The sequence below is a fragment of the Streptomyces sp. NBC_01429 genome, assembly GCF_036231945.1.
Taxonomy (GTDB): Bacteria; Actinomycetota; Actinomycetes; order Streptomycetales; family Streptomycetaceae; genus Streptomyces.
The window spans coordinates 3,228,939-3,240,903 of record NZ_CP109599.1; the positions used below are offsets into that span (position 1 = coordinate 3,228,939).

Here is an 11,965-nt window from a genome sequence, read left to right on the forward strand (position 1 = left end):
GCTCCTAAACGCTCAGCACTTCGGTGCCGGCGGCCTCGACCGCGGCGACGTCCGAAGGGCTGAGCCCGCTGTCGGTGATGAGCAGATCGACATCGGCGAGCGTGCCGAAGCGCGCGAAGTGCTCCTGGCCGTGCTTGGCCGAGTCGGCGAGCAGCACCACCCGCCGGGCGGCGCCGACGAGCGCGCGCTTCACGGCGGCCTCGGCAAGGTCCGGCGTGGTCAGCCCGCCATCGGGGGAGAAACCGTTGGTGCCGAGGAAGACGACATCGGCGTTGATCTCGCCGTACGCACGCAGCGCCCAGGCGTCGACCGCGGCCCGGGTGCGGTGCCGTACCCGGCCGCCGACCAGATGCAGATCGATCCCCGGGTGGTCGGCGAGCCGGGCGGCGACGGGCAGCGCGTGCGTGACGACGGTGAGTCCGCACTCCAGCGGCAGGGCCGCCGCCAGCCGCGCCACGGTCGAACCGGCGTCCAGGATCACGCTGCCGTCCGCCGGCAGCTCGGCGAGCGCCGCGTGGGCGATGCGGTCCTTCTCGTCGGCCGCCGTGGACTCGCGCTCCGCGAGGTCCGGCTCGAACTCCAGCCGCCCGGCCGGGATGGCCCCACCGTGCACGCGCCGTACAAGTCCGGCCCGGTCCAGGGCCTTGAGATCACGCCGTACGGTCTCGGCGGTGACCTGGAACTCCTCGGCCAGCGACAGCACATCGACCCGGCCGCTCTCGCGGGCCAGGCGCAGGATCTCCTGCTGACGCTCCGGTGCGTACATGTGGTTTTACGTCCGTTCCGTGCCCGAACCTGTGGTTTCGACGGAAGGCTACGCGCACATTTCTACAAAGTAAACAGATACGGACGTAGCGCGGACACGATCGGGCATCGATCGACAGAGATCGGCGGATACTGATGGAGAGGGTTACGAAACCGGAACTGTGGCATCATCGGCGTCCATCCATCCCCCGGGGGGGGTGTGGAACGGGGAGGGGGACGGACCATGAGCTGGTACACCTTGGTGCCGTGCGCGGTCATGGCGGTGTGCACGGCGATGACCGGAACCGCGGCCATCAGGACGGGATGGCTGTTCCCGTGGCTGCGCGGGCGGCTGTTCCGGCCGGGGCTGTTCGGCGGCGCGCTGCTGGTCATGGCGGCGGCCTTCGTTCTCCAGCTGGTCGGCGGCCTGTTCGTCGACGATCCGGACGCCCGGCTCCGGTTCTTCGACGCACCGGGAATGGTCGGCCTGGTGGTCGCCCTCGGAATGATCACGTTCGCCCAGCAACCGGTGCGCGACCGCTGAACCACGACGGCCGCGCACCATGGGGCCAAAGGACACCCGACGCCAAAGGACAACGGCGTCAAAGAACAACGGGCTCTACGGAGTCTCCGCGACGTCCTCCACGTGCGCCTTCGCCCGGGCCGGCAGCGCGAACATCACCGCGAAGATCACGGCGAGCACCGCCACGACCCACCACAGCGCGTTCTGGAACCCGTCCGCGAAGGCCGCGCCGACCATGCCGGGCCCGGCTGCCACCGCGCCCGTCGCCGCCGCTCCGGCCGCCGCCGCTCCGCCCGCCAGGCGGTCGTCGACCACGCCGAAGAACACCACCGACACCAGCCCGAGACCGAGCGCGTTGCCCATCTGCTGCACCGTGTTGATCAGGCCGGACGCGGACCCCGAGTGCTCGCGGGGCACCCCGGACAGCACCGCGTCCGTCAGCGGGGCCACGATCAGCCCCATGCCCAGACCCATGACCGTCAGGGGCAGGATCATCTGCCAGGAGTGGATCTCCTGCCCGTACCTTCCGGCCGCCCAGATGTAGAGCAGCAGCCCCGCGATCATCGTGAGCGCGCCCGCCTGGAGCACCTTCCTGCCGAAGCGCGGCACGAGCTTCTGTACGGAGAGACCTGCCGCGACCGACACCGCGACCGAGAACGGCACCCCGGTCAGCCCCGCGCGCAACGGGCTCCAGCCGAGTCCCAGTTGCATGTAGAGCGTCCAGACCAGGAAGAAGATGCCCAGCGCTATCCCGAAAGTGAGCTGGACCGCGATGCCCGCGGCGAAACTCTTGATCCGGAACAGCGACAGTTCGATCAGCGGTGAGCCGTCCCTGGACGCCTTCCTCCGCTCGAACACCACCAGGACCCCCAGCACACCGACGCCGGCGATCATGCACACATGGCCCCACAGCGGCCAGCCCAGTTCACGGCCCCGGGTGAGCGGATAGATCAGCATCAGCAGCGCGGCCGTCACCAGCGCCACACCGACCAGATCGAGCCGGAGCGCCTTGGGAGCTCTGGACTCGGTGATGAATCTGCGGCCGAGCAGCACCCCCGCCACGCCGACCGGCAGGTTGATGAGGAAGATCGGGCGCCATTCGAGGCCGAAGAGATTCCACTGCGTGAGCAGTGCGCCGAGCAGCGGCCCCGATACGGCGCCCAGGCCGACGATGGCGCCGAACATCCCGAAGACCTTGCCGCGTTCGTGTGCCGGAAAGGTGACATGGATGATCGCCAGCACCTGCGGCACCATCATCGCGGCCATCGCGCCCTGGAGCAGCCGGGATCCGACGAGCATCTCCGCGTTGACGGCGAAGCCGCACAGGGCCGAGGCGATCGTGAAGCCGGTGATACCGATCAGAAAAAGCCGCTTTCGGCCGTAAATGTCACCCAGTCGCCCACCAGTGATCAGACCGGCGGCAAACGCCAGCGCGTACCCGGCGGTGATCCACTGGATCGCCCCGAACGAGGCCCCCAGATCCCGTTCCATGCTCGGGACGGCGATATTGACGATGGTGACGTCGACGAGATCCATGAAGGCGGCGGTCATGACGACGGCCAGCGCCAGCCAGCGGCGCCGGTCACCGCCGGGCACGGACGGCGGAACAGCGGACGCCGGGGGAGGCCCGGGAACCCGGGAGGCCCCGGAGGCACCGGAAGTCCCGGAAGCGCCTGGAGCGCCGGAAAGCGGAGAATCCACGGGAACAGGGGTTCCCGTGGACGTGGTGGAAGAACTCATGCGGCAGAAGCTAGGCGCCATCTAGGCCAATGCGTGTCCTAGATGGCGCGCACGATGAACTCATGACCGAGACCGAGACCACAGAGACCACCGAGACCCCGGCGACCTCATGACCGACACCCCGGCCCGGCTGCTCAGCCTGCTCTCCCTCCTCCAGACCCCGCGCGAGTGGCCCGGCAGTGAGCTGGCCGAGCGCCTCGGTGTCAGCCCGCGCACCATCCGCCGCGACATCGACCGGCTGCGCGCCCTCGGCTACCCCGTCGAGGCCACGATGGGCGCGGTCGGCGGCTACCGGCTGGTCGCGGGCACGGCGATGCCTCCGCTGCTCCTGGACGACGAGGAGGCCGTGGCCATCGCCGTCGGGCTGCGGGCCGGTGCGGGCCACGCCATCGAGGGTGTGGACGAGGCTTCCGTACGGGCCCTCGCCAAGCTGGAGCAAGTGCTGCCGTCCCGCCTGCGGCACCGCGTTTCGACGCTCCAGGCCGCGACCGTCCCGCTCACGCGCGGCGACGGCGCGACCGTCGATCCACGCACCCTGACGGTGATGGCCGCCGCCGTCACGGGCCTGGAGCGGCTGCGCTTCGGCTACCGCTCCGGGGACGGTACGGAGACGAAGCGGCAGGTCGAGCCGTACCGCCTCGTCTCCACCGGCCGGCGCTGGTACCTGGTCGCCTACGACCTCGGGCGGGCCGACTGGCGTACGTTCCGGGTCGACCGGGTCAGCGATCCGTTCGCCACCGGTGCCCGGTTCACCCCGCGGGAGCTGCCGAGCGGCGGGGACGAGGCGGAGTATCTGAGCCGGTCCATAGCGAGGATGAAGCCGACGCCGGAGCGGGAGCTGACGCTGGACGTGACCTTCCTGGCGCCGGTGGAGTTCGTGGTAGCCCGGCTGCCTGGCCATCTCGGCGCACCCGAGGCGACCGGCCCGGACGCGTGCCGGCTGCGCGGCACGGTGACGGACTCGCTGGAGTGGCTGGCGCTGCGGCTGGCGCTGGTGGACTGCGCGTTCACCGTCCACGCGCCGGAGCCGCTGACCGACCATCTGCGCGAGCTGGGGGCGCGGCTGACGCGGGCGGCGGGCACCGCCACCGGTCCCAGCGGCTCACCCGGCTCACCCGGCTCACCCGGCTCACCCGGCTGATCCGGCCGACCCGGATGTCCCGGCCTCCGGGCAGAGGTGAGCCCCGGCACCTGGGGGGGGTTGGTGCCGGGGCTCGTCTTCGGCGGCCGACGCGTCGGCCGTCCCGTACCACGCGGAACAGCGGTTCCGGTGCGGTACGAGTCAGGAGAGACACTACGGCCACAGAACGGTGACGTCACGCCGCCGCGTCGAAACCTGTGTCCCTGGCCATCTTTTTCAGCTCTATCAGAGCGTGCTTCTCGATCTGCCGGATCCGCTCGCGCGTCAGGCCGTGCTGCTTGCCGACCTCGGTCAGCGTGCGCTCGCGGCCGTCCTCGATGCCGTACCGCATCTTGATGATCGAGGCGGTGCGCTGATCGAGCCTGCCGATCAGGTCCTCCAGCTCCTCGCTGCGCAGCAGCGTGAGCACCGACTGCTCGGGCGAGACGGCGGAGGTGTCCTCCAGCAGGTCGCCGAATTGCGTGTCCCCGTCGTCGTCCACCGACATGTTCAGGCTGACCGGGTCACGGGCCCAGTCCAGCACGTCGATGACGCGCGCCGGGTTGGAGTCCAGCTCGGCGGCCACCTCGGCGGGCTCGGGGTCGCGCCCGTGCTCCCGGTTGAACTCGCGCTGCACGCGGCGGATCCTGCCCAGCTCCTCCACCAGGTGGACGGGGAGCCGGATCGTACGGGACTGGTCCGCTATGGAGCGGGTGATGGCCTGGCGGATCCACCAGGTCGCGTACGTCGAGAACTTGAAGCCCTTGGCGTAGTCGAACTTCTCCACCGCGCGCACGAGGCCCGCGTTCCCCTCCTGGATCAGGTCCAGCAGGGGCAGGCCGCTGCGCGGATAGCGGCGGGCGACGGCCACCACGAGGCGGAGGTTGGAGCGGATGAACACATCCTTCGCGCGCTCCCCCGCCGCGTACAGCGCCTCCAGCTCCTCGGGCGAGGCGCCTGCGGCCCCGCTCTCGATCTCGCCGTCGAGTATCTTCCGGGCGTAGACACCCGCTTCGATGGTCTGGGACAGCTCGACTTCCTTTGCGGCGTCGAGCAGCGGTGTGCGCGCGATCTCATCGAGGTACATGCCGACCAGGTCGCGGTCGGCGATCTCCCCGCCTACAGCGCGAACACTGCTTGCCGCTTTCGTCCCACCGGAGCCGGAGGCGGTGGCGGAACGACGGGCGACGGCACGGGTTGCCATGCGAGCTCCCTTACTGAGTAGGTCGCGACACCCTCCCGGGTGCCCTGCATCCGTTGGAAACAACGACTGGAATCCGGACAGAATTCCCATGCGGTGCGGGGATTTTCTGATCGTGCAGTACCCTGTGCCGCGAATCCGGGGAGGACAGATGTCGTACGTATGCACAGAAGTGCAGGTCAGAGCCGGAACAGAGGCTGATCTCGCGGCCCTGACGGACATCTACAACCACTACGTCCGAGAGACGGCCATCACCTTCGACACCGTGGCGTTCACCCCCGAACAGCGGCTTCCATGGCTGCGTTCTCATCCCAAAGACGGCCCGCACCGCCTTTTGGTTGCTCAGGATGTCCCGTCTGCCCGCATTCTGGGATACGCGACCAGCAGCCCGTTCCGCCCGAAGCCCGCGTACTCGACCTCGGTCGAGGTGTCCGTCTACTGCGCGCCGCCGGCCGGGCGGCGCGGCATCGGCACGCTGCTCTACCAGGCACTCTTCGAGGCTCTCGCGGGCGAGGACGTCCATCGCGCGTACGCGGGCATCGCCCGGCCCAACGAGGCGTCGGACCGGCTGCACGCAAGGTTCGGCTTCCGCCACCTGGGGACGTACCAGGAGGTCGGGCGGAAGTTCGGCAGGTACTGGGACGTGGCCTGGTACGAGAAGCACCTCGGGGAGACCGCCGGGGCCGCCGGGGCCGCCGGGACTGTTGGGACCGTCGAGGCCGCTGGGACCGCTGGGACCGCCTGAAACGCGGCACGGCACCGGGCCGACGGAACCGCCCTGGTCAGCCGAACTGCAAGGACCTCTTCGCGAGCCCCAGCCAGAACCCGTCGATCACGCTCCGGCCGCTGTCCAGCTCGCCCTCCGAGGCGCCGAGCGTGACGAAGAGCGGTGCGAAGTGCTCCGTGCGCGGATGGGCCAGCCGGCCCGCCGGCGCCTTGTGCTCGAAGTCGAGCAGCGCGTCGATGTCCTGGGCCTGGAGCGCCCGCGTCCCCCAGTCGTCGAACTCCGCCGACCAGCCGGGCACCCCGCCGCCGGGGTGGCGCAGCGCGGCGAGGTTGTGGGTGAAGAACCCGCTGCCGACGATCAGCACGCCCTCGTCCCGCAGCGGCGCCAGCTTGCGCCCGATCTCCAGCAGCTTCCGCGGTTCGAGCGTGGGCAGGGAGATCTGGAGGACCGGGATGTCGGCGTCCGGGAACATCTCCACGAGCGGTACGTACGCGCCGTGGTCGAGCCCCCGGTCCGGTACGTCCCGCACGGGCGTTCCCGCGCCGCGCAGCAGCTTGCGTACGGATTCGGCGAGCGCGGGGGCGCCGGGGGCTCCGTACCGCACCTGGTAGTAGTGCTCGGGGAAGCCCCAGAAGTCGTGGACGAGCGGTACGGGTTCGGTGGCGCCGAGCGCGAGCGGGGCCTCTTCCCAGTGCGCGGAGACCATCAGGATCGCCGTGGGGCGCGGCAGCGTCGCGGACCAGGCCGCCAGCTCGCCGGGCCAGACCGGGTCGTCCGCGAGCGGCGGGGCGCCGTGGGAGAGGTAGAGGGCCGGCATGCGCTCAGCGACACCATTCATGACAACTCCCGGTCCAGGCACTTCACGCTCTGCTCGAAGCCCTCTACTTGAAAGCTCAAGCACTCAACGCCGTCAAGCTTACGCATATCTATTTTAAGATTCAAGAATGAGTAGAGTGGTCCACATGACCATGGCACCCACCGACAGCGACGGCGCTGCGGACAGCGACGACACCGGAATCAGCGACGGCAGCGACAGCGGCGACGTCAAGGACGACGTCAAGGGCGACGTCCGGGGTGGCGGTGACGACGGTGCGCCGCGCTGGCTCAGCGACGACGAACAAGGCGTCTGGCGGATGTACCTCGCGGCCACCACGCTTCTGGAGGATCATCTCGACCGCCAGCTCCAGCGCGACGCCGGGATGCCGCACATCTACTACGCGCTGCTGGTGCGGCTCGCGCAGGCGCCCAGGCGGCGGCAGCGGATGACCCAGCTGGCCATGGACGTCAAGATCACCAGATCCCGGCTCTCGCACGCGATCGCCCGGCTCGAAGAGTACGGCTGGGTGCGGCGCGAGGAGTGCGACTCCGACAAGCGGGGCCAGAACGCGTTCCTCACGGACGAGGGCAACGAGGTGCTGAAGCGGTCGGCGCCGGGCCATGTGACCGCCGTACGCCAGGCGATCTTCGACCGGCTGTCCCCGGAACAGGTGGGACAGCTCGGGGAGATCATGCGGGTGATGGCCGAGGGGCTCCAGCCGGAGGGCACGGGCGCGGATCTGCCCTGGCGCCGCTGAGTCGCGGCGGCGCCAGGGCAGATCCTGTGCGTGCTCCGTAAGTGCGTCGGCCCCGTCCGTCCGTACGTGCGTCCCGTCCATACGTCCGTACGTATGTACCGGCCGGAGCCTTCTGTACGCGTCTTCCGTACGCGTCTTCCGTACGTGCCTTCCGTACGTGCCTTCCGTACGTAGTCCGTCGGCGGTGACCGTCAGTGCATCGCCACCGGCATCTGGACCTCGTCCTCCGCACCCTCACCGGCGCCGCCGGAAGCGGACGGCGAGGTGCCGGGGCGGCCCGTGTTGATGAAGGTCAGCGCGATCGTCGCGGCGACGACCAGGATGCCGACCGCCCACCAGATGGCGCTGGAGAAGCCGGACACCAGGGCCTGGAGCTGGAGCAGCTGCGGGTCACTGGCCCCCGCAGCGTGCGAGGCGATGTACGAGGTCGTCGCGGAGGCGGCGATCGTGTTGAGCAGAGCGGTGCCGATCGCGCCGCCGACCTGCTGCGAGGTGTTCACCATCGCCGAGGCGACGCCTGCGTCACGCGGCTCGATGCCGTGCGTGGCGAGCGACATGGCCGGCATGAACGCCGTACCCATGCCGAGGCCGAGCAGCAGCTCCGCAGGCAGGATGAGCCCGGTGTACGAGGAGCCGATCTCCAGCTGCGTCAGCAGCAGCATGCCGACGGCCGCGAGCAGGAAGCCGGGGCCCATCAGCAGCCGCGGCGGGACCCTGGTCATCAGCCGGGCGCCGATCTGGGTCGAGCCCGTGACCATGCCGACGATCATCGGCATGAAGGCGAAGCCCGTCTTGACCGGCGAGTACCCCTCCACGACCTGGAGGTAGTACGTCAGGAAGAGGAAGAGGCCGAACATGCCGATGATGGCGAGGCCCAGCGAGAGGTAGACACCGGCACGGTTCCGGTTGGTCACCACGCGCAGCGGCAGCAGCGGGGCCTTGACCTTGCCCTCGACGCGGACGAACAGGCCCAGCAGGACGACGGAGGCGACGAAGAGGGAGATCGTCGAGGTGTCGCCCCAGCCGTTGGACTCGGCGCGCGTGAAGCCGTACACCAGGGAGACCAGACCCAGCGTCGACAGGACGACTCCGGGGATGTCGAGCGCGGAACGGTTGCGTCCGCCCGCGGGCTCGCGGATCACGAAGTACGCGCCCAGCGCGGCCACGATGGCGAACGGGATGTTGACGAAGAACGTCCAGCGCCAGTCCAGGTACTCGGTGAGGAAGCCGCCGAGGATCAGGCCCACGGCGCCACCGCCACCGGCGATCGCACCGAAGATGCCGAACGCCTTGGCCCGCTCCTTGGGGCTGGTGAAGGTCACCGCGAGGAGCGACAGGGCGGCGGGCGCGAGCAGCGCGCCGAAGACACCCTGGAGCGCGCGGGCCCCGAGCAGCATCGCCTCGCTGTTGGCGGCGCCGCCGATGGCGGAAGCCGCGGCGAAACCGATCAGGCCGGTGGTGAAGGTGCGCTTACGGCCCCACAGGTCGGCGATACGTCCGCCGAAGAGCAGCAGACCGCCGAAGGCGAGCGCGTAGGCCGTGATGACCCACTGCTTGTTGCCGTCGGATATGCCCAGGTCCTGCTGGGCGGAGGGCAGGGCGATGTTCACGATGGTCGCGTCGAGCACGACCATCAGCTGGGCGAGGGCGATGAACACCAGCGCTTTCCAGCGGTTCGGATCGGGAAGCGCGGCTCCCGTGTCGGGGAGCCTCTTCTCGGCTGTTTTTGACATGGAGGTATCCACCTATTGGTACAGAAGGACGGAAACGTACGTAAGTACAGGCGACGCTGCGGGACTTACGAAGTCATTGCGGGGCTATTGCGGGGTGATGAAGTCACGGAGGCGCGTCACGGGGCGGCGCGGCGCAGTTCCTCCAGGGTGGCGGCCGAGCCGCACAGGGTGGACCGGGCCGGGGCCTCCAGGCCGTCGAGGAACAGCTGGAGGTGCCGGTGGGTGAAGCGGTCCAGGTTCAGGCAGCCGGTGTCGGGCAGCTGACGGGTGAGCTGGGACAGCACCATCATCAGATCGCCGGCGGCGACATCCGTACGCAGCCGCCCGGCGTTCCTCGCCCGCTCCATCAGCCCTTCGACGGCGCCTTCGAGGCGCACACGCTCGGCTTCAAGCTCGGGGCAGGCCCGGCCGAACGCGTCGGAGAGCATCGGGCAGAGCGCTCCGATCCGCTCGTCGGCCGCCGCGTGCACGAAGTCGCGCAGCGCGGCGAACGGGTCGGAGTGTTCGGCGGCCAGATCCTCGGCCGCGATCCGCTCCGCGCATTCCGCTACGCGGACCATGACGGAGAGCACGACGTCGTGGATGAGGGCCGCGCGGTCGGGGAAGTGCCGGTAGAGCGTGGCGTTGCCGATCCCGGCGCGACGGGCGATCTCGTCGAGCGGGGCTTCGGAGCCGTACTCCACGAACAGCTCCCGGGCCGCCGCCACGATCCGCTCCCGGTTGCGCAGCGCGTCCGCGCGCGGACGCGGGATACGACGCGTGAGTGCGCATTCGGTGGCGCTGGCGGGGGCGGTCACGTCCGGCCTTCTTTCGGTCGTTCGGTCTTGGGTTGTTCCGATGGAACGTCAGCTAAGCGGGGACACGCTCCCCGCTTACGAGGACACAGGTGCAAACGGGGAAGACGTCCCCGGTTATTTCACCCATGCATGTGACCTGACTCACAAGGGTGAATCGGACGGATAAAACCGGAAAACCCACGATCGGCGCACCCAGCGGGCGCCGACACGCCGCCGGACGGAGGGTGATCGAACGGAGCGCAGTCAGAACCGCCGACTGCCGCGCGACCGAAGGCGGCCGAATGCAGCAGAGGCGACGGATAGGCCGAGCCGGCGAGAGAGCCGGATTCAGGTGGAACACCGGATTCAAGTGGAACAGAAGAACCGGCAGGCTCGGCGCGCTCGCAGGCCTCACGGCACTCGCCCTCACCGCCCTGACCTCGGCGAGCGGCACCCTGACTGCCCCCACCCGCGCCACGGCCGGACCCGGAAGCGCCTCGGGATCGGCGCTCGGACCGTGCCGTATCGCCTCGGGTGTCGCCGTACAGATGTCGGAGGGGCTGCCCACCCCGGCCGGCTACTCCCGCTCGACCGGCCGGATCCGCGCCCTCAACCTCATGATCGATTTCCCGGACGCACCCGGCCCCGGCAAGGCGAAGGACCGGCTGGCCGAGTTCTTCCCGCAGACGTCCGAGTGGTTCAGGACCAGCTCCTACGGCCGGCTGGACTACCGCGCCGAGGCCCCGGTCCCGGACTGGCTGCGGATGCCGATGCCGTTCTCGGAGTACGGCATCGACCGCGGGTCCCCTTACGAACCGGGCTACCGCAGGCTCGTCGAGGACATCGTCGCCGCCGCCGACGCGGACGTGGACTTCAGCGCGTACGACCTGGTCAACATCCTGGTCACGCCGAACGCCGGGCCCTCGGCGCTGGACACCGTCCTGTCCGTCACCTTCTCCGGCAACGCGGACGCCCCGCACGCGGACGGCGTCCCGCTCTCCAACACGTCGTTCGTCTACAGCCGCCAGGACGACGGGTCGGGTTCGTACGCCCAGACGGGCTACCGGGTGCTGCCGCACGAGAACGGCCATGTCTTCGGCCTCCCCGACCTCTATACGGCGGAGGGCGGCGGCGCCGTCGGGCACTGGGACATCATGTCGGAGGACTGGGGCGCCAACAACGATCTGCTGGGCTGGCACAAGTGGAAGCTCGGCTGGCTGGACGACGAGCAGATCGGCTGCGCCTCCGCGCACGGCAGCAGCGACTTCCTGCTGGCCCCGCTGGCCACACCGGGCGGCCCGAAGATCGCCTTCGTACCGATCTCCAAGGAGTCGGGGTACGCGGTGGAGGTACGGACCCGGGCGGGCAACGACGAGGCCGTCTGCCGGCCGGGCGTGCTGATCTACCGCGTGGACGCGGGCGTGGACACCGGACGCGGTCCCGTGACGGTCTCGGACAGCAAGGAGAACAGCGGGGGCTGTACGCGGCGGCCCAATGTGCACGCGGAGCTGTCGGACGCGCCGTACGGTCCGGGCCAGACCTTCGTGGACAAGGAAAACGGCATCCGGATCTCGGTGCTGTCGCAGGAACCGGACGACAACTTCATGGTGCGGGTGACGAAGTCCTGAGCCGCTGGCAGAGCCTCGAACTGATGCGCAGCCGCGACCAGACCGTCGTCAAGCCGGTTGTCGTCATCGGCTGATCCGCCCGCGATCCGCTCGACCATCGGTCATGACGGTCATCGGTCATGACGACCATCGGTCATGTCTGCCGTCGGTCATGACGGCAGTCGGTCATGTCTGACGTCGGTCATGACGGCCGTCGGTC

Annotated in this window: 11 protein-coding genes; 5 read left to right on the forward strand and 6 right to left on the reverse strand. The window is 69.6% G+C overall.

The genetic code is table 11. From position 1 onward, the window contains the following. Positions 1-4: 4 nt before the first annotated feature. A complete protein-coding gene (locus OG627_RS13695) occupies positions 5-766 on the reverse strand; it encodes a DeoR/GlpR family DNA-binding transcription regulator (RefSeq protein WP_329064855.1) in 762 nt (253 codons plus the stop codon). A 222-nt stretch (positions 767-988) separates the two neighbouring features. On the opposite strand from OG627_RS13695, the gene OG627_RS13700 reads away from it, so the two are divergent. After that, positions 989-1,288, forward strand: coding sequence for a hypothetical protein (locus OG627_RS13700; RefSeq protein WP_329064857.1), 300 nt, complete (start codon positions 989-991; stop codon positions 1,286-1,288). Positions 1,289-1,363: 75 nt separating this feature from the next. On the opposite strand, the gene OG627_RS13705 is transcribed toward OG627_RS13700, so the two are convergent. Beyond that, positions 1,364-2,818, reverse strand: coding sequence for an MFS transporter (locus OG627_RS13705; RefSeq protein ID WP_443073621.1), 1,455 nt, complete (start codon positions 2,816-2,818; stop codon positions 1,364-1,366). Between the two features lie 298 nt (positions 2,819-3,116). Between OG627_RS13705 and OG627_RS13710 the strand changes: the two genes are divergently transcribed. After that, a complete protein-coding gene (locus OG627_RS13710) occupies positions 3,117-4,148 on the forward strand; it encodes a helix-turn-helix transcriptional regulator (protein ID WP_329064861.1) in 1,032 nt (343 codons plus the stop codon). Between the two features lie 175 nt (positions 4,149-4,323). Here the strand turns inward: OG627_RS13710 and OG627_RS13715 are convergent, their stop codons facing one another. Next, a complete protein-coding gene (locus OG627_RS13715; RefSeq protein WP_329064863.1) occupies positions 4,324-5,331 on the reverse strand; it encodes a sigma-70 family RNA polymerase sigma factor in 1,008 nt (335 codons plus the stop codon). A 148-nt stretch (positions 5,332-5,479) separates the two neighbouring features. Between OG627_RS13715 and OG627_RS13720 the strand changes: the two genes are divergently transcribed. Then, positions 5,480-6,073 carry a GNAT family N-acetyltransferase gene (locus tag OG627_RS13720; protein WP_329064865.1) on the forward strand — a complete coding sequence of 198 codons (594 nt, stop codon included), beginning with the start codon at positions 5,480-5,482 and terminating at the stop codon, positions 6,071-6,073. Between the two features lie 37 nt (positions 6,074-6,110). Here the strand turns inward: OG627_RS13720 and OG627_RS13725 are convergent, their stop codons facing one another. After that, entirely contained in the window at positions 6,111-6,893 is a 783-nt protein-coding gene (locus OG627_RS13725; protein ID WP_329064867.1) for a dioxygenase family protein, read from the reverse strand. 295 nt (positions 6,894-7,188) lie between these two features. On the opposite strand from OG627_RS13725, the gene OG627_RS13730 reads away from it, so the two are divergent. Beyond that, positions 7,189-7,629, forward strand: coding sequence for a MarR family winged helix-turn-helix transcriptional regulator (locus OG627_RS13730; RefSeq protein WP_329072633.1), 441 nt, complete (start codon positions 7,189-7,191; stop codon positions 7,627-7,629). 191 nt (positions 7,630-7,820) lie between these two features. Here the strand turns inward: OG627_RS13730 and OG627_RS13735 are convergent, their stop codons facing one another. Both OG627_RS13735 and OG627_RS13740 read right to left on the reverse strand, forming a co-directional pair. After that, complete coding sequence (locus tag OG627_RS13735) at positions 7,821-9,362, reverse strand: MFS transporter (protein WP_329064869.1); 1,542 nt, start codon at positions 9,360-9,362, stop codon at positions 7,821-7,823. Between the two features lie 116 nt (positions 9,363-9,478). Next, a complete protein-coding gene (locus tag OG627_RS13740) occupies positions 9,479-10,159 on the reverse strand; it encodes a TetR/AcrR family transcriptional regulator (protein ID WP_329064871.1) in 681 nt (226 codons plus the stop codon). A 281-nt stretch (positions 10,160-10,440) separates the two neighbouring features. Here OG627_RS13740 and OG627_RS13745 point away from each other — a divergent pair, with 281 nt between their 5' ends. Further along, positions 10,441-11,766, forward strand: coding sequence for a M6 family metalloprotease domain-containing protein (locus OG627_RS13745; RefSeq protein WP_329064873.1), 1,326 nt, complete (start codon positions 10,441-10,443; stop codon positions 11,764-11,766). The last annotated feature ends 199 nt before the right edge of the window (positions 11,767-11,965 follow it).